General features: G+C 61.2%; 16 protein-coding genes and 2 pseudogenes. 9 read left to right on the top strand and 9 right to left on the bottom strand.

Features of this window, described 5'->3' with window-relative positions; translation table 11 throughout:
- Positions 1 to 16: 16 nt before the first annotated feature.
- On the bottom strand, positions 17 to 325 hold the full coding sequence (locus tag SO140_RS15265; RefSeq protein WP_449379005.1) for a helix-turn-helix domain-containing protein: 309 nt from the start codon (positions 323 to 325) through the stop codon (positions 17 to 19).
- A gap of 1,943 nt (positions 326 to 2,268) precedes the next feature.
- Here SO140_RS15265 and SO140_RS15260 point away from each other — a divergent pair.
- On the top strand, positions 2,269 to 2,508 hold the full coding sequence (locus SO140_RS15260; RefSeq protein ID WP_449378912.1) for a hypothetical protein: 240 nt from the start codon (positions 2,269 to 2,271) through the stop codon (positions 2,506 to 2,508).
- 44 nt (positions 2,509 to 2,552) lie between these two features.
- A complete protein-coding gene (locus SO140_RS15255) occupies positions 2,553 to 2,774 on the top strand; it encodes a hypothetical protein (protein ID WP_449378913.1) in 222 nt (73 codons plus the stop codon).
- A 49-nt stretch (positions 2,775 to 2,823) separates the two neighbouring features.
- Here the strand turns inward: SO140_RS15255 and SO140_RS15250 are convergent, their stop codons facing one another.
- A complete protein-coding gene (locus SO140_RS15250) occupies positions 2,824 to 4,140 on the bottom strand; it encodes an alpha/beta hydrolase (protein ID WP_449378914.1) in 1,317 nt (438 codons plus the stop codon).
- A 425-nt stretch (positions 4,141 to 4,565) separates the two neighbouring features.
- A complete protein-coding gene (locus SO140_RS15245) occupies positions 4,566 to 4,853 on the bottom strand; it encodes an usg protein (RefSeq protein WP_449378915.1) in 288 nt (95 codons plus the stop codon).
- A 524-nt stretch (positions 4,854 to 5,377) separates the two neighbouring features.
- Here SO140_RS15245 and SO140_RS15240 point away from each other — a divergent pair.
- The 7 genes and pseudogenes from SO140_RS15240 to SO140_RS15210 all read left to right on the top strand — a co-directional run bounded on the left by SO140_RS15240 (position 5,378) and on the right by SO140_RS15210 (position 10,281).
- A complete protein-coding gene (locus SO140_RS15240) occupies positions 5,378 to 5,758 on the top strand; it encodes a recombinase family protein (protein WP_449378916.1) in 381 nt (126 codons plus the stop codon).
- Between the two features lie 8 nt (positions 5,759 to 5,766).
- Positions 5,767 to 6,063, top strand: a complete 297-nt coding sequence (locus tag SO140_RS15235; RefSeq protein WP_449378917.1) for a hypothetical protein — start codon at positions 5,767 to 5,769, stop codon at positions 6,061 to 6,063.
- 388 nt (positions 6,064 to 6,451) lie between these two features.
- Positions 6,452 to 6,601: pseudogene (locus tag SO140_RS15230) on the top strand (IS110 family RNA-guided transposase); the annotation flags it as partial.
- A gap of 252 nt (positions 6,602 to 6,853) precedes the next feature.
- Positions 6,854 to 7,597 (top strand): (Fe-S)-binding protein, encoded by a 744-nt coding sequence (locus SO140_RS15225; protein WP_449378918.1) that lies wholly within the window; start codon positions 6,854 to 6,856, stop codon positions 7,595 to 7,597.
- Between the two features lie 35 nt (positions 7,598 to 7,632).
- Positions 7,633 to 9,146 (top strand): annotated as a pseudogene (locus SO140_RS15220) (lactate utilization protein B).
- A complete protein-coding gene (locus SO140_RS15215) occupies positions 9,143 to 9,754 on the top strand; it encodes a LutC/YkgG family protein (protein WP_449378919.1) in 612 nt (203 codons plus the stop codon). The pseudogene SO140_RS15220 and the gene SO140_RS15215 overlap by 4 nt, the downstream one beginning before the upstream one ends.
- A 26-nt stretch (positions 9,755 to 9,780) precedes the next feature.
- Positions 9,781 to 10,281, top strand: coding sequence for a hypothetical protein (locus tag SO140_RS15210; RefSeq protein ID WP_449378920.1), 501 nt, complete (start codon positions 9,781 to 9,783; stop codon positions 10,279 to 10,281).
- Between the two features lie 137 nt (positions 10,282 to 10,418).
- Here SO140_RS15210 and SO140_RS15205 read toward each other — a convergent pair whose 3' ends face one another.
- From SO140_RS15205 to SO140_RS15180, 6 genes are all read right to left on the bottom strand, one after another.
- Positions 10,419 to 11,120, bottom strand: a complete 702-nt coding sequence (locus SO140_RS15205) for an HpcH/HpaI aldolase family protein (protein ID WP_449378921.1) — start codon at positions 11,118 to 11,120, stop codon at positions 10,419 to 10,421.
- A 12-nt stretch (positions 11,121 to 11,132) separates the two neighbouring features.
- The gene (locus tag SO140_RS15200) at positions 11,133 to 11,936 is read right to left on the bottom strand and encodes an SDR family NAD(P)-dependent oxidoreductase (protein WP_449378922.1); all 804 of its coding nucleotides are present in this window, start codon (positions 11,934 to 11,936) and stop codon (positions 11,133 to 11,135) included.
- Positions 11,937 to 11,945: 9 nt separating this feature from the next.
- Entirely contained in the window at positions 11,946 to 13,628 is a 1,683-nt protein-coding gene (locus SO140_RS15195; RefSeq protein ID WP_449378923.1) for a hydantoinase B/oxoprolinase family protein, read from the bottom strand.
- Between the two features lie 12 nt (positions 13,629 to 13,640).
- Entirely contained in the window at positions 13,641 to 15,707 is a 2,067-nt protein-coding gene (locus tag SO140_RS15190) for a hydantoinase/oxoprolinase family protein (RefSeq protein ID WP_449378924.1), read from the bottom strand.
- Positions 15,708 to 15,951: 244 nt separating this feature from the next.
- Positions 15,952 to 16,890: a nitrogen assimilation transcriptional regulator NAC gene (nac, locus tag SO140_RS15185; RefSeq protein ID WP_449378925.1), complete on the bottom strand. Its 939-nt coding sequence runs from the start codon at positions 16,888 to 16,890 to the stop codon at positions 15,952 to 15,954.
- Between the two features lie 95 nt (positions 16,891 to 16,985).
- A complete protein-coding gene (locus SO140_RS15180) occupies positions 16,986 to 18,194 on the bottom strand; it encodes an aspartate transaminase (protein ID WP_449378926.1) in 1,209 nt (402 codons plus the stop codon).
- Positions 18,195 to 18,209: the final 15 nt, after the last annotated feature.

The raw sequence follows: 18,209 nt of genomic DNA, 5'->3' as shown, positions 1-18,209 counted from the left end.
TTGATGCCCCTAGTGCCTACCCCTTGTTGCTCTTTCCAAACAATATCGAATGGGTGACCGGATCATAGCACCTGAGGAGATTTCTGACGAACAACTTCGGCTCTATGCCCAAAACCTCGGCCCACACCAAATATCGGTCGGGGGGTATCCGGCCGCGGCCTGACTCCAATTGAGAGATGAAGGTGTAATAATTCCCCCCCACCTTCTCAGCCATCTGGCGCTGCGACAACCCCCGCTTTTCCCTCAGCCCTTTGAGCCAGAGGCCCGCCTCTTTACGCAACTCAACAACCGCTGGCGATGAAATTTCCTGATGGTTCGAATACATCACTCCACCAATGAAATTGCCCCAAATCACTGGCCGGCGGGGCGTGAGAAAAACGGTCAATCGTGTATAGTGTTTTTGCTACCAATTGTAAATATCCCTGACGCCTGGAATGTCTCTCCGTGAGAATACGGACGTGGGGCGGAGGTCTATCCTGCACTTCAATACAAAGAAAAACACCAAGCGCGTTGATCTGATCAGAGCGGCGGTGGCAAACTCGGTCCAAGGTGCAAGCCGGGCATCCCAACAAGCCAACGGCTCAGGCAGATCCTGCGCCGCGACTACCCGGACCGTGACCATCCGAAGCTGCTCGAGCACGCCGTTGACCAGCCCGCAAACGCAGCAGCAACGACGGTTCGTAAGTCGCACGCCGGCTGGGATGACCTTCTAGCCCAACGAATCGATTCCCGGATTTGTGAGCCACCACGGAGGAGCCGCAACGCTGTCGCGCGGCTTCCACTCTCATTCGCCATTGTGGTGTCGAATCTGCGCACTACGGCCAGCAGCGACGTCGGAAAGTACGAGCCCTAATCGCACCGTTTCCGAGTCGAAATATAGACTGCTCTATTTTGATTTTGGGAGGACCGCAGATTCCGCTTGCGTCGATAACTAAGGAGTATTAACTTCACTGTACACCAGACTGAAGTATTGCCTACCGTTCGCACTGTCGGTCCCCGCTTCGGTTTCGCCGGAGCGGGTCTGCCAAGGATGGAGGAAAGAATGGAACGGTTGTACCTGGGCATCACTGTTACCAGCACGTTCACGCTGGTCACGATGGCGCTGATTCTAGTGTTCATGCGATAAGGCCGTCTCAAGTTGCTGGCAGTCTCGTCTTTATTCTGGGGCGGCATGAGTGTTGCTCATATCAAGGCAAACAAGATGACGCGTCAACCAGCACGATGGCCCCTTCGTCAATCTATTTTGCTAGGAGCTTTTCTGTGAGTAGTTGTAGCCAAAGTTTTTCTCCTGAGGCTTTGCTTCGAAGCGTCCACGAATTGGCCGAACGTATTTCTGAACTTCGCGATCTTCGAAGCCGGGTGCGGGAGGCCGAAGAGAGAGCGCGTGCCAGACGGTGGCACACATCATCCAATCCAGGTACCTCATCCAATCCAGCCACCTCGAAGAGGCGGCTCTTCGAAGAACGGCAGCACCCGATTGTTCATATGAAATGGGCTCGCGGAGCGGGACCGGTTGAACGGCTTGTTAGTTGGAAACTGATCGCTCCTCGAAACGGACTGGAGGAAGGTGGTTAGGGGCCATTCTGCGGACGATCTAACGCGAACAAACAGTTTGGCAAGCCGTTGGCGCGGTTTGCCATGCCGACGCGTGCACGGGTGTTTTGTACGCACCACAGGGCAGCTAGTCGGCTGCCGTTCTTTTTGAAAGCGATATGACGGAATACTTCAATCTGAAGGCAGAACTTCGAACGAATTGGGACCGCGTCACCGGCCGGCGCCATACCAGCACCCGTCCTATGGACCCCGGTCTTGGCGAACGCGACCTAGAATCCGCGCATGCCGAAGCCGTTCGGCAGAGAGGCGACTACGGGGCGAGAGATATCGGCGTTCGCGGCGCGGACACGCGCAGATATCAGTAGTGAGAATGCTCGTCAGAGGAAATTCGTGGTCAATTGCTTTCGACATGTTGATCGGCGGGACGCAGCTTCCAAAGCGCGGGTCAAGCGGATCGTATCGGGACCTCGGCCTCGCAACGAATAGCAACGCCACTGCCATCGAACCGAGTAACCCGAGCAGTCAGGCAGGGTGCGAAGCACTGATCAAAACCGACCGCCGTCATGCAATTGGTCAAAGCAACCGTGGCCAACCCATTTCGCCTTGAATGGCCCCTCCCGAGAAGTCGGCGCGGGTACTTTCGCGAGCGTAGTTTAGTTGCCATTCGGCCCCGGCGGGAGGATGCTCTGGCCTGTGGGCACAATGGAGAGCTGCATGAGCAAGGGTCTCGACAATCGGCACCGCAACAAGGATGGCGAAATCAGCAGCAAACACGGAAACACCCTTGTCCGCACGCTGCGTAAAATTTATGGACAAGGTTTTGCCGCCGGGTATCCGGAAACCGCGCTACTAAGTGAGGTAATGCCTCAACTCAATGAGACTTCGTTGAGCCAACTCCGCCGCGATTACGAGACGCATCATTTAAAAAACAAGATCGCTCATGTATCGGAATAAAGGCACCGACTTGTCGAATCGGGGCTGAAGGTGAAGGCACCAAAATGAACCAGGTGAATGCCCGGCGCGAGATTATTCGCGAATGGCGTTCGCTTCCGAAGGAGCTGAGACAAAGGGACGAACAAGCCGCAGCGTTCGCGATGCAGATAAAAGACAAATACAATTCTCTAGCGATAGCGCAGACCCATATCAAACCGTCTTGGGTTGGCTTTGAGTTACCCATCGCCTCCGCGCGGGCCTGGAGTGAAAGACGGCGGAGCGCCTGAGGCGACTTTCTTTCGCGGGTGATGACCAACGTAAGCGCTGTTGCCGTCGTCAGGGATTCGGATAGCCCTTCCACAACCACTCTAGCGCCGCCGGCAGGGTTTGCGCAACCGTCGAGCGGTCGACATGCTTGGCGTTGCGCGCGAACAGGAACTGGTAGTGGTAGCCCTTCTCCGCCAGCACCTTAGCCATCAATTCGGCGGACAGCGTCCAGTCGTGCATGCCATCGGGGATCGTCGGGTTGGGATAGAACAGGTCCTGATCGCCCATCTCGAACCAGTAACGGATCGGCTTGGTGGGCGCGCTGGGGATCAGTGGCACGCCGGGCGGCTCCGACGGCGTGAGCACACCCGCCTTGACGGTGAGGTTGGGACCGGCGGGCCCCGCCCATGGGCTGTGATATTCCCACGCGCCGCCGCGCAGCGCCGGATTGTACGGCCATTGTTGGTTCACCATCGTCGGCGAATAGGCCAGCACCCGATGATAGAGTTCAGGATGAAACCACGCCATGGTGAAGGCCGCCGTGCCGCTCGAGCTTAGTCCCATGGTCGCGCGGCCCTCGGGGTTCTTGGTGAGTTCTACGCCGGCATTCTGCTCGACCAGCGGCAACACCTCGCGCTCGACAAACTGCGCATAGGTCCCCGACACCGTGTCGTATTCGCGCCCGCGCTGGGCACCCTGCGCGTCCTGCCCGCCATTGCCGATCTGAATCGAGACCATCGGCGGCACGCGGCGCTGCGCGATCAGATTGTCGAGGGTGGTGTTCATGTCCTTCCAGGCCATCGAGCCACCGTCACCCAGCACGATGAACGGCGCCTCCGTGCCGGACACATATTGCGCCGGGACATAAACCTCGATCGTGCGCGTCCAGGTGCCGGGATGGCTGGTTGTGACGATCATGTTTGACTTGTCGCCCGGCGCCGTCGTCGCGATCATGATCGAGCTGTTGCCGCAGCCCGCCACATCGTCGCGGATCAGGCCGGGGTTGTAGATCACGCTGTCTTTCGACGAGAGGGTGAACGACGTAACCTTGCCGCGCGGCACGCCCTCCTTCGCCACCGTCTCAGGCGCGGGCGCATGCGTCGGGCCGATGATGAAGTTGCCCTCAGCGCCGGCCGGCGGCAGCGTGCCGTCGGAAAGCTCGGTTGCGCGCGGATAGTTCGGGTTGGACGGATCGCGCGTGGGTGGCGCCGTCTTGAAATCGAGGCCTGTGGCGTCGATGAAGAAGGGAGCCGTCTTGTCAGAGGTGTTGGCGCCGGGGGGAACGGCCATGTTCTGGGTGACGCAGGTCGATTGCGCGAGGGCGGCGGGCATGAGCGAAACGACAGGGATCAGCGCCCCCGCGAGGACAGCCAACAATTTGCGCATCGTCTTCTCCCGGCGAAGACGAGTCTCATTGGCTCGCCTTTACGGGAACTATGACGAGCGGCCGGAGGACGGTCAAGCATGGCCCCTAATGGCCGTCATACTTCCGAAAGCGGAGTATCCAGTGACGCCCCGGCGCGGGGTATCGCAGACGACATTAAGCGCTCAGGGATCACAACGGTGCCGAGGGAGCCGCATCGCGACCCTTGATCAGGTCCAGTGCGAGGGCATCGATAGCCTGCGTCAGCAAAGCAGACCGTTGCTGAGGAGCCAACGATTTTGCCTGCTTCATGAGCCGGCGCATCGATCAGGAGCGCGTGCGAACGGAACAGGCCGGTCCCAGCAGCGAGCAGAGCGATGAACACGAGTGCTGAAATCATCAGACGCTTCATATCTCCAGCTTGCGCGCGCCTTTGGCCACCACTTGCTCAATGCAACCTGAACACGCCATCGACGGCGCGCAGTTCAGCCGGCTTGATCAGCCTGGAATGCGCCACGGTGACCGAGAACAAGGGGCCGTCGAGCTTCTCCCGCCAGAAGGCGAGGAAATCCTGCAGCGCCGGAAATTTCGGAAACAGATCGTAATTCTGCCAGACATAGGTCTGCAGCAGCGAGCGATGATCCGGCAGCCGATAGAGGATACTTGCCGTCGTCAGCCCGTATCCCATCACTTGTTTCCGAAAATCCTCGGAAGCAATCCCAACCCGAGAAGCCATGCCAATCTCCATTCCCTCCACGCTGGTCCGTCCCAGCAGATCATCTTCGCCGTCGCGGCCTGACACCCCCTTATCGCTCCCGAAGCGTTCGCCATCAGTGATGGCCGTCACTGTGATGCGACGGGGCTTTTGAAGTCGGTGAGGCCACCAACTGGAGGGCGCTTCAACCCGAAGAAGCGGTGGCAGCGTAAGCGTGCGTGAGGGGATGATATGAGCGCTCGCTTTCAATCGTCTCAGGTTGAGACGATTGAACCATCGCAGGAGTGGCAGAGCGCTAAGGACATCCGTGGAGATAACGACTGAAAGGCAAGCGGTGACCGTTGCCGTTCAATCGCTCCGCTCATTCAGCGCATATCACGAAAAGCAGCCAACCGAACACGATTGCGACCCCCGCGAGCGCAACGAGAAAGTAGAAGCTATCCCGCGTCATCGTGTCAGCCTGGGTGAATACGATTGCTGAAGGTAAGGCGTAATGGCTGACGCGGTCCTTACGCCGTCGTTCAATCTCAGGTGAAAGGGATGTTATGGCACCGAACAGCGGTAAATTCGTCGCCTACTACCGGGTCAGTACGGCGCGGCAAGGCAGAAGCGGCTTTGGCCTTGACGCGCAGCGGCAGGCCGTCAAAACCTATCTGGACGGCGGCGATTGGCAGATCGTTGGCGAGTTCTCCGAGATAGAGAGCGGTCGCAAATCCGGCCGCCCCGCATTGGAGAAGGCATCGGCTGCGGCCCGGTTGCATCGCCCACCGCTCATCGTCAGCAAGGTGGATTGGCTCACGCGCTCGGTTGCTTTCCTGTCGCGGCTGCTCGAAGCTGGCGTTGATGCGCGCTTTGCCGATCTGCCGAAGATCGAAGGTGCGACCGGCCGCTTCCCTTACAGCAAATGGTGGCCGTTGCCGAGCTAGAGGCTGGCATGATCAGCAAGCGCACCAAGGACGCGCTGGCGGCGGCGAAGCGGCGCAGGGTGAAACTCGGTGGAGATCGCGGCGTGAGGCCAACCGCAAGGGCCTGTAAGCTGCTATCGAGGTGCAACGTGAGCGCGCGGCGGCAAGGCAGCGGATATCACGCCAATTATTGCGGAGCTGCGGGCCAGCGGCGCAACGAGCTGAAGGCGATTGCAACCGGTCTTACCAAGAAAGGCATTGCAACCGCACGCGGCAAGAACTCATGGACCGAGACGCAGGTCGCACGCGTACTCGAACGCCTGTGAGCCGCAACGTCACTAGGGAACGCACGCGGCATCCCCACCGCGCGCGGATCAGGTGATTGGTCGCCGACGCATGAGACGCGCGCTCGAACGTCAACAATAATCGAAAATAATACTCGCTACCTCCCCTGCGTACCACGCCTACGTCGAAGATCGATGGGTAGACCCCTGCAATGAGCATGGAACAAAAGTTCTTTGCCCCGTCACGTTGGCGACCATGAACGCGGGGGGCTCATTTACGAGCGTTACCGGCCCGCTCCTCATCAAGAACGGACCAGGGTGTCAATCGGCGCGCAAATATTGCAGACGATGACGTAATTGCGGTCGGCGCTCGCGGCACGAAAGATCCGCTATCTTCAGGCCTTCGCAATCTTTTGAACCGGAGGGGGCTATGAAACAGTATGTTGGGCTGGAGGTCTCGCAAAAAGAAACTTCAGTATGCGTTGTCAACGAAGTAGGTCAGGTCTTGTTCGAGGGGAAGGCGAAGTCCGACCCTGGAGCGCTCACCGCGCTGCTACGCAAGCGGGCGCCACATGCGGAGCCCTTCTATGCAGCCTCAATCGTCTTTGCGACCGCCTTCCTGACGCTCGCGATTTCGTTCTGGCCGTACATGATTTCCGTTCTCGATCCGGATCGAGGACGCGGCCGCACCCGCCTCGAGCCTGGCTTTCATGTTCTGGGCGGGCGTCTTCGTGTTTCCGCTGATGCTGATCTACACAATGATCAACTACATCGTCTTCCGCGGCAGAGTTAAGCCGTCAGCAGGACATTACTGAACCGAAGGGAGTTGAAGATGCAGATCGGACTGTTTGTACCCTGCTTTATCGACGCCTTCTTTCCGGAGGTCGGTATTGCCACTCTGGAGCTGCTCGAGCGCTTCGGTCATGAGGTCGTCTATCCACGCGACCAGACCTGCTGCGGCCAGCCGATGGCCAACAGCGGCTTCAACGCCGAGTGCGCCGACACCGAAGCGCTGTTCGTGCGCAATTTCTCGGAGTTTGACTACGTCGTCGCTCCGTCCGGCAGCTGTGTCCATCACGTGCGGAACGACTTCGATGCGATTGAGCAGACAGAGGAAGTGAAGGCGCTCCGACAGCGCACCTACGAACTTGTCGAGTTCCTGCATGACATCCAAAAGGCCGAAGCTTTTCCCTGGGCGCGGTTTCCGCATCGCGTTGGCTTGCATAACAGCTGCGGCACGCTGCGACAGCTCAAGCACGCAAAACCCTCCGAACTGCGCGAGCCGTTCTTCTCCAAGCCGCTTGATCTGCTCTCCAAGGTCGAGGGCATCCAATTCGCGGCCCCGGCACGGCCGGACGAGTGCTGCGGGTTCGGCGGCACCTTTTCGGTATTCGAGGAAGCCGTTTCGACGAAGATGGGTTACGATAAAGTGAGCGATCACGCGCGAGCCGGAGCCGAATACATCGTTTCGGCCGACTCCTCCTGTCTGATGCATCAGAGGGGCTGCGCCGAGCGGATCGGGATCCCGCTCAAATTCATTCATATCGCGCAGATCCTGAACGGAGCGAGCGCATGAGCACCAAGACAGAACCGACCACTGGTGACTGTGGGATGCTGCATCCCGAGTTGCTCGCGCGGGACGATCAGGACGCGATCTATCGCGACGGGCGTCGCCTGGACCATGCCGAGGGCAGCTCCAAGCCGCTGCGACCAAGCGCCGAGCGTCAGCCGCGCGGGGCGAAGATTCACGGCAACCGTCCGGTGGATCAGGCCGAAGCGGCCGCGCGGTTCATCGCGGCACCTCAGCACGAGAAGATGCACGACGAGCGGCTGTGGGACCTCCGACAGAAGCGCGACCGGGAAATGGAGCACATGCCGGAGTGGGAAGAACTGCGCTCGCTCGCGTCGGCGATCAAGGAGCACACGCTGACCCATCTCGACGAATATCTGGAGCAGTTCGAGGCAAACGCACGCGCGAATGGCGTCTATGTGCACTGGGCCCGGGACGCGGTTGAGCACAACAAGATCGTTCACGGCATTCTCAGGGACCACGGTGCCAAGTCACTGATCAAAAGCAAGTCGATGCTGACAGAGGAGTGGATTCCGGCACTATATGGCCTCGGTCGGCATCGAGGTGATCGAGACCGATCTCGGCGAGCGCATCTAGCAACTCGACAACGAAGACCCAAGCCACGTGGTCGTTCCGGCGGTCCACAAGATGCGACGTGGCCGACGTGTTTGCGAAGACCATCGGGACGGATCCGAACAATAGTGACGTGCATTATCTGGCCGAGGCGCAGCGCGAGGCGACGCGGCCCTTGATCCTGGCGGCGGACGCCGGCATGACCGGTTGCAACTTTGCCGTTGCAGAGACCGGCAGTGTCGTCGTCTGCACCAATGAGGGAAACGCCGATCTCTCGGCCAACGCGCCGAAACTGCACATCGCCTCGATCGGGATCGAGAAGACGATACCCCGGCTGGAGCATCTCGCCGTTTTCGTACGGATGCTGTCGCGCAGCGCGCTCGGGTCGCCGATCACCCAGTATACGTCACACTTTCGAGGGCCGCGGCGGGGCGGCGAGATGCACGTGGTCCTGGTGGACAATGGCCGGTCCGCGCGCCTCGGACTGGAGGAATTCTGGACCTCACTGAAGTGCATCCGCTGCGGAGCCTGCATGAACACCTGCCCGGTCTACCGGCGCAGTGGCGGCCTGAGCTACGGCGCGACCTATTCGGGGCCGATCGGGCTCATCATCGACCCGACCTTCAATGCGCGCAAATACAGCAACCTGCCGTTCGCATCCACGCTGAACGGTAGTTGTACCAACGTCCGCCCCGTGAAGATCAACATCCACGAGCAAATCTACGCCTGGCGGCGAGAGCTCGTGAAGCAGCACGAGGTGCCGTTCGTCAAGAAGGCCGCCATGAAAGCCGCGGGCGAGTTGCTGTCGCGTCCGGCAGCCTACCGCGCTGCGATTGCCGCAGCCGATGCGGTGCTGCCCCATCTTCCACGGTTCGTGATCTACAATGGTCTCAATGCCTGGGGCAAGGGCCGCGAAATCCCGCATGCGCCCAAGCAAACGTTCCACAGTTGGTATCGTATAAACCGGGGAGAGAAAAAATGAGCAGCCGGGAAGACATTCTTGCCGCCATTCGAACCAACCGTCCTAAAGCCGAGCGGCCGCTACCCGTCGTTCCCTTGTTCGATCCGCCCGAGCCCGTGGCCCTTCTGGCAACATTCAAGACAAGTTTGGAGCGCATGGGCGGCATATTCCTCGATCCGCCAGTCGGCGGGGACGAGCTCCAGGCGGCGCGCGACAAAATTGGCACGGCGAAAGTCGTTTGCTCGGTGGTGCCGGAGCTTGCAGGCAATCGCGACCTTGCGGACGTCTATTCGCCTGTCGACCTGGCGGATGTCGATTTCGCAATCGTGCGCGCTTCCTTTGCCGTTGCTGAGACCGGCTCGGTTCTCCTGAGCGAGCGCGATCTGGAAGTCAATGCCTTGGCATATCTCGCGCAGCACATCATCGTTCTGCTTGATCCCGCCGACATCGTTCCAAATCTCCATCACGCCTATCGACGCCCTGAGTTCCGGTCGGGACATTACGCGTCATTCAATACCGGACCATCGGCAACCGCCGATATCGAAGGCGTCCTAATACATGGCGCGCAAGGAGTGCGATCCTTGTCTGTCGTGCCACTTGCAAGGCGCACGGCTGAACACCGTGTGTAGATCGATTTTGGCTTTGAGGTGAAGCGATGGATGGGACCTTGGTTTCCGCAGCGGCCGGCCTTGGCGGAGCCGCGATCGGGGGAGCAATGTCTTTCCTGGGCTCGTGGGTCGCACAACAGAAGCAGCTGCGTGCTCAATGGTTTGTCCAGGACAGACTGCGAAGGCAAGATCTCTATAAGGAATTTGTCGAGGCGGCGTCCAAGTCTTACGTGGATGCGCTCCAACATGACAAGCCCGACATTGCGTCGATAGTGGTCCTGTACGAGAAACTGAGCCGAATGAGGATCATTTCCTCGCCGGCGGTGCTTTCTGCTGCTGAACAGGCCCTCAGGCGGATTATCGATACCCTGCTCCAACCCGGAATATCGCTGACGAGCGAGAGCGTTCGCGAGATGTTTGAAACCGGCTCTGCTGATGTTCTCCGGAGCTTCGGCGAAGCATGCCGCGCTGAATTCGATGCGCTCCGCGCTCAACAGTTCAAGGCGTGGGCCGTACGAACGAAGGTTTGGGAGAGGCCGGTCGCTTAAGGCGCGCAACGCCTTGCGCGATTGCCGGAAAAAGATCCGATGCCTTGCGAGGATCCCGTGACGAGCGCGCGCCTGCCGGCGAGGTTGAACAATTCAAATGGCAAGGGAGACCTTCTTCAGCGCGGCGATGGACGCGGCTATCGGCCGAGCAGCTTCTTCACGCCGGCAAGGCCGACGCGAAGGAACGGATCGGAATGAATGTAGAAATACCGCACGCCCTGCTCCAGCCAGGACGGCAGCTCGTCGGAGGTCACCAGCGTGCCCGCGATCTTGCCTGCGGCGCGAATCTTCTTCACGGCAAATCCCACGCGCTCGATCACAGCTTGGGGCCGGGACTGGCCGAACGGAGGCGCCGGCGGATATCCCATGTTCTGGGACAGATCGCCGGGTCCGATGAAGAACACGTCGATCCCATCCACCGCGAGCAGCTCATCGATGTCATCGATCGCTTTCGGCGTCTCGATCATCGCGATGATCAATCGCTTCTCATGGTCGGCGGGACAGGCGTAGCGGACGGCGTCGACGATGGCGCGCGCCTGGTCTGCGGTATCCACCATAGGAACCATGAGACCGTCGGCGCCGGCGTTGAGATAGCGGATCAGGAGTGGCCGCTCGTGGGAGTGCGGGCGAACGATGGCCGCTCCACCCGCCCCGCGAATGGCCTGCGCGGCGGCGCGCACATCCTCGAAGCTCCAGGTACCGTGCTCGCAATCGACGAAGATGGCATCTGCGCCAAGCTCGACCAGGCGCACCGCCAGTCCCGACGAAGCATGGTGGGGCGTGAGCATGGTGACCGCCTCGCCCTTGGCAAGACGCTCGCGCAGTTTGGCGCCGTTCATGGGAGATCCTTTCTAACGCTTCGGCTGGTCTTTCAGGCCTTCCGGCGCACCGACCCACCGGGCCGTCTCGATGTCTGCGGAGGTATCGCGCATGAAGGTCGGGCAGATGTGCAGTTCGGGGATCACGGCGCCCTTTTGCAGGCTGGCGCAGAGCAGCACCGCGCGCGCGACGTCGTGCGGATTGAGCATCACAGCACGTTCGCTATCCGCCGGCGGTCGCGCGCGATTATTCATGATCGGCGTGTCGGTCTCTCCCGGCAGGATCGTCGTCGCGCGAATGCCCTGGTTGCGATAGGTGTTGTGCAGGAAGGTCATGAAGTTCTTAACGCCGGCCTTGGCCGCACCGTAAGCGGCACCACCAAGCAGGTTCGGGTTGACGACCGCCAACGAGGAGACGGTGATGATCGTACCCTCCCTCCTGGCGATCATGTCCTCCAGCACGGCCTGGGTCAGGTTGAACACCGCGGTGAGATTGACGTTCACCGTGGCGTTCCACTCGACCTCGCTGATGAAGCGCGCGTTCAGCACCTTGCTGGCACTGCCCGCGTTGTTCACGAGGATGTCGACCGATCCGAGATTGTTCTTGACCCAGCCGACCGTCTCCAGGATCGCCTCCCGTGAGGCGACATCGAGCGCACGGGCAACGGCCTTGCCGCCTGCTTTCTCGATCGCCGCGACAACCTCCTCCAGCGGCGCGATCCGGCGGCCAGTCAGGACGACCGTCGCGCCCTCCTGGGCCAGGAGGATCGCGGTCTCTCGGCCGATTCCCGTCCCTGCGCCCGTGACGAGCGCGATCTTTCCGTCGAGCAGGCCCATTCCGTACCTCTATTCGGCAGCGGTCGCCGCCAGACTTGAGCGTCGATAGCCGTAAGTCTGCCTCGCTGCCGCTGGCGTAATCAACCCTTCGGCCAGATCGAGTTCGACCGCTGCAGGGCTACGCTCACTGGTTTGTCCCCATCCGCCGCCACCGGGCGTCTCGACCTCCAGCCGATCGCCGGTCCTGAGAACGACCTTGCCCTTGGGGAACTGCGGTTCGCCGTTCCTGGTCACCTTGCCGGCGCTGCCGGATTGGCCGCCCACGACGCCGAAGCAGGGATGACGCACCCGCTCGGAAGCGAGATAAATGCTCATTGGATTACGTCCGCGGTTGCGCAGCACGACGCGCTGGCCGAGGCCACCACGACTCTTGCCCGCGCCGCCGGAATCCGGAATCAGCTCCTTGCATTCTGTGAGCACCGGCACGGCAATTTCGAACATTTCGACCGCCGTCACCTTGCAGTTGGACGGAAAGCTCAGGGTGTCGAGACCATCGTACGCGGCACGAGCTCCCTGTCCGCCGTGAAAATTCTGGACGGAGCTGTATTGCGAGCCGTCGTCGCGCTGACCGACGCAGTTCGCAGCCCAGATCGGCGCGCCGCCGCTATCGCCCATCACGAGACCAGGCACGACACCCTCCAGCGCCTTGAAGATCAGCGACGGAATCACATGGCCGATCAGGTTTCGCGAATTTCCGGCGGTCCACTGCTCCGGGTTGAGGATGGAGCCGAGCGGGGCTTCATCGGTGATCGGCGTGATGCAGCCCTCGTTGTTGGGCGTATCGGGGTCGAGCAGGCACTTCAGCGCATAGACGGAATGGGCGTAGCGATAGTTGGTGCGACAATTGATCGAATGAAGGATCTGATCCGAGGTGCCGGCATAGTCGACGTGAATGGAGTCGTCGCGGACGATAACCGACGCCTTGAGCTTCACATCTGCGTCGTACCCGTCGAGCAGAACTTCCGCTGAGTACGTCCCGTTCGGCCATTGCCTGATGGCCTTGCGCGTCTGCGCTTCGGATCGCGTATGGATGGCGTCCGCGAGCTCGTCGATGCCATCGAGATCATACTCGTCCAGGAACTTCACGAGCTCGCGTCCCATGACGTTGTTGGCAGCAACCATGGATTCGAGGTCGCCCATCACTTCGGTCGGGAGGCGAACGGACGCAGCGATGATATCCAGCACGTCCTTGTTGAGAACGCCTGCTTTGTGCAGCTTCACGATGGGAAAGCGAATGCCTTCCTCGAAGATGTCGCTGGCCTCGGAGTGCAACGGGCGGCCGCCGACATCGGGCAGATGGGCGATCGAGCCCGCATAGGCCACGATCTTGCCCTTCCTGAATATCGGCGTGATCATGGTCACGTCGGGGAGATGACCCGTGCCGATCTCGGGATCGTTGGTGGCGAGGACGTCGCCCTCCTGCAGGCTTTCCGGTGGAAACTTCGGCAGAAAGTATTTTTGCGCGGCCATCGGCAGCGACGTGATGAACACCGGGATAGACCAGGTGCACTGGGCGAGCGCGCGGCCGCGGCTGTCGAGCAGCACGGTCACATAATCGTGGTTCTCGCGCACGATCGGCGAGAACGCCGTGCGCCCGAGAACGATGTCGGCCTGGTCGGCGATGAAGATCAGGCGATTCCACATCACTTGAAGGTTGATCGGATCGTTGAAATCGGCTGCATTCACGGACATGCGCGGCTTCCTCTAGGCGATGTTGATGACGAGATTGCCGTGGGCATCGACGTGAGCCCTGCCGCTCGGTCCGACGACCGCGGTGGACTCGCGCTGCTCGACGATGGCCGGTCCCTCGATTTCCTCGCCGACAGGCAATTTGTAGTGGTCGTAGACCGCCGTCTCGGCGTACCCGCCGAGCTCGTTGAAATACACCGGGCGCGAGCCGTTCTTGGCCTGGGCAGCTTCCCTGCTGTGCGGACGCGTGACCTGATCCTTCTCGCCGCTGGAGCGCAGGCGCCAGGTGATGACCTCGACCGACGAACCGGCAACGGTGCGGCCGAACAGCTCGCGGTACAGCTTGTAAAAATTGGCGAGCAGCTGCTCCAGGAATTGCTTTGCGGGAAGATTGCGATCCGGCAAGGCGACCGTGATCTCGTGCCCCTGGCCGACGTGGCGCATGTCGACCGTGTAGGTGTTGGTGATCGTCTCCGGTGCGACACCGGCTGCGATGACGACTTCTGCGCCCTGCGCCGCAAGGTCGCCGAGCAGGCGATCCATGGTGGCGAAATCCCAGTTGTCGACCCTCATCGGAAAGCTTGCCGACAGATCGACCGCGACCGGCGCGATGAGCAGCCCGATCGCCGATGTGACGCCGGCGCCGGTCGGGCAGATCACGCGCTTGATGCCAAGCTTGCGCGCGATGCCATAGGCGTGCACCGGACCCGCACCGCCGAAAGCCACCATCGGCAGGCTGCGCGGATCGACGCCGAGATCGGTCGCATGTACCGCGGCCGCCTTGCTCATGGACTCGTTGACGAGGTCGTGGATGCCCCACGCGCAACGCGGCACGCTGACGTCGAGGGAAGCCGCGAGCTTGGCCATTGCCGCCTCGGCCGCATCCTTGGACACCTTGAAGGAGCCGCCGACGAAGGATTCGGTCCCCATATAGCCGAGCAGAATGTCGGCGTCGGTCACCGTCGGCTCGGTGCCGCCGCGCTGATAGGCAGCGGGGCCCGGAAGCGCGCCGGCCGAGCGCGGTCCGACATCGAGCAGGCCGAGTGGGTTCTTGGCGGCGATCGAGCCGCCGCCGGCACCGATCTCGATCATGCGGATCGACTGGATCTTTAGTGGAAAGCCGGAGCCCTTGCGAAAACGATGATAATGCGCGACTTCGAGGTCGGTGCCGACCGTCGGCTCGCCATTTGGAATCAGGCACAGCTTGGCAGTGGTGCCGCCCATGTCGAAGGACAGCACGCTGCCCTCGCCCGCGATGCGGCCGAACTCGGCCGCTGCGACGGCGCCCGCCGCCGGTCCCGATTCAATCAGGCGCACGGGCAGCTCGGCGGCGCGGCGGCTCGGCACGAGGCCACCGGACGAGGTCATCCACAGGACCTGGCGATTAATGCCTTTGGCGGCGAATTCGCGCTCGAGATGCGCGACGTGGCCCGACATCTGCGGGCGCGTATAGGCGTTGACCACCGTGGTCGAAGCGCGGTCGAACTCGCGAACTTCCGGGCACACCTCGGAGGACAGCGAGACGAAGATGTCGGGATTCTCTTCCCGCAAGAGCGCCGCGATGCGCTGCTCGTGAGTCGGATATTTGTAGGCGTGGAGCAGGCAGACGGCGACGGACTTGATGCCGTCGTCGCGCAGCCGGCCGGCAATCTCGCGAACCGTTTCCTCCTTCAGCGCCGTCACGATGTCGCCATCGGCCGAGATGCGCTCGACCGCACCATAACTGTCGGCGCGCGTCACCAGCGGATCCGGATATTTGAGGTTCAGATCGTAGAGATCGTAACGTCCTTCATTGCGGATGCGCAGCATGTCCTGAAAACCGGATGTCGAGATGAAGCCGGTCTTGACGCCCTTGCGTTCGAGCACTGCGTTGGTAACGACGGTGGTTGCGCCTAACACCTGGAGCTTGTCGAGGTCGACAACGTCACCGAACTGCTCGAGCAGCTCGGACACACCACGAACCACGGCCTCGGCCGGGTTGTTCGGGGTGCTCAGGACCTTGTGCAGATGCAATTCGCCGGTGTCGTCGAGAAGCGCGAAATCGGTGAAGGTTCCACCGGTATCGAATCCAAGCTTAGCCATCTTTTTCCTCGAAGCGATCGTCATCAAGACGACGCTGGTCCGTCGAATTTTCCCTGCCGACGCACGGTCAAAGCATGGAGTCGAGATTGCGGATTCCACGTATTTCGAGGGTAGGAAATGTGCCCTTGGCCGGCCACCACAACTCCGGTCTGCCGCCATAGGTTTTGTTTATGGCTTCAAGGACGCAAGCACATTCGCCTTAAGCACGTGGTGCTCGCGTCCTCGAAGTGATCCGGATTTGAGGCTAGACCGCCCGAATGCCCTGCGGATGGTTTCGCATCAGCTTCTCGACCACGGTCAGAAGCACCGCTCGCGTGGCAAGCGCCGGCTCCGACAGCGGCAAATGATCGGACACGCACAGCGAAACGGTGGCCTCAATCGCCGGGCGGACGAGCCGCCGGACTTCGACACCCGCAAAGCTCGATGCGCTCGCTGCGACGGATGCCGGCAAGATGGTGGAGCCGAGCCCCTCCGTGACCGCCGCGCCCAGCGCGGAGACGGACTCGATCTCAGACACGACGTTTGGTGTCACCCTTGCCCGCGCCAGGGATTCATCGATCAGCCGGCGCAGAAAATGCCCCTGGCTCGGCAGCAGAAGCTTGACGTCGGCAAGCGCGGAAAGCTGGAGCGGCTCATCCACGGATTTCTTCGCGGCCGGATCCGCGCGCGACACCAGATACAGCTCCTCCCGGAACAGCGGCTGGAGTTTCACGCCCTTGATCGGACCGGACCCGTAGATCATGGCCATGTCCATCTTGCCGGTCATGATGAGCTCGCTCAGCACGTGGCCGAAACTGTCGTTGATGTGGACGATGATCTGGGGATGGAGCCTGGACATCTCCTTGAGCAGCGGCAGCGACAGCGTGCTGGAGGCCGAATAGGTGGCAAGCCCGATCGACACGCGTCCGGCCAGCGCCTTGGTCGATTGATCGATGTCGATCTGCGCCTGCTCGATCTGCTTCAGCAGAAGTTGGGCATGACGATAGAGAATGAGGCCGGCTTCGGTCGGGACGATGCCCTGATTGCTGCGCAGCAGCAGCTTGTGCTTGAAATGACTCTCGAGAGCGGCGATCTGCTGCGAGAGCGCGGGCTGCGCCGTCCGCAACAGACCGGCCGCCCGCGAAACGCTGCCGGCGTCGACGACTTTGACAAAGCTCTTCAGCTTCCTGAAATCGACGCTCATGTGTGCGGAACGCTGCCCCTCGATGTACCTGGGTTGGCAATATCCTCTATCTAGGTCGTTGATTTCAATGAGATTCTTTGCAAGACCCCAGGCGTTCAGCGTAGCGCCTTACAGGCCTTCCCGATGCGGTCGCAGGCTTCCTTGATCGCCTCCATCGAGGTCGCGATCGACAGGCGGAAATAGGGTGACAATCCGTAGGCTGCACCCTGCACGGCAGCGACACCGACGTCATCGAGCAGGTACAGCACGAAATCGAGATCGTTCTCGATGACCTTTCCGCCCGGCGTCGTCTTGCCGATCACGCCGGCGCAGCCCGGGTAAAGATAGAAAGCCCCATCCGGGACGAGGCACGACAGGCCTGATATCGCGTTCAGCCGCGCACAGGCGTAGTCGCGCCGCTCCTTGTAGAGCTTGACGCTCTCGCGAACGAAGGATTGATCGCTGGTGAGCGCATGAGCTGCGGCGGCCTGACTGATCGACGACGGACATGACGACATCTGCGATTGCAGCTTGTTGATTGCGGCAACCAGCGGCGCAGGACCCGCCGCATAGCCGATCCGCCAGCCGGTCATCGCGTACGTCTTGGAAACGCCGTTGGTGAGGAGAATGCGCTCCTTCAATGCCGGCACGGCGGCCGCCAGCGTGGTTGCGGGTACGTCGCGATACCAGATCTGGTCGTAGATATCGTCGGATAGCACGAGCACGTTGGGATGCCGCAGCAGAACAGCGCCCAGCGCCTCCAGGTCCGATCGCAAATAGGCCGCGCCCGTCGGGTTCGACGGCGCATTGAGGATGAGCCACCGCGTCCGCGGCGTAATGGCGGCCTCGAGCGCATCGGCCGTCAGCTTGAACCCCTGGTTCTCGGAGCAGCGCACGATGACGGGCTTGCCGTCGTTGGCGATGACCATGTCGGGATAGGACACCCAGTACGGCGCCGGGATGATGACCTCCGTCCCCTCTTCCACGCTTGCCATCAGCGCCAGGAACAGAATCTGCTTGGCGCCGCCGCCGACGCAAATCTCATTGTCGGCATAGTCGAGCCCAAGGCGCCGCTTGTAATCGCCGATGATCGCCTTGCGCAGGGCGACGGTGCCGTTCACCGCGGTATATTTCGTCTCTCCGCGATCAATCGCATCGTGCGCTGCGGCCTTGACGTTATCAGGGGTGTCGAAGTCAGGCTCCCCGATCGCCATGTCGATGATGTCACGACCTGCTGCCTTCAGTTCACGAACGCGCGCGGACGCCGCGGTGGTCGGTGAGATCTTGATGCGGGAGACCCGCGCGGCGGGCACGAAAATCGTCACTTTGGTGGTCCTTCG

Source organism: Bradyrhizobium sp. UFLA05-108 (assembly GCF_059803455.1).
This window is presented reverse-complemented; position numbering and strand designations above follow the sequence as displayed.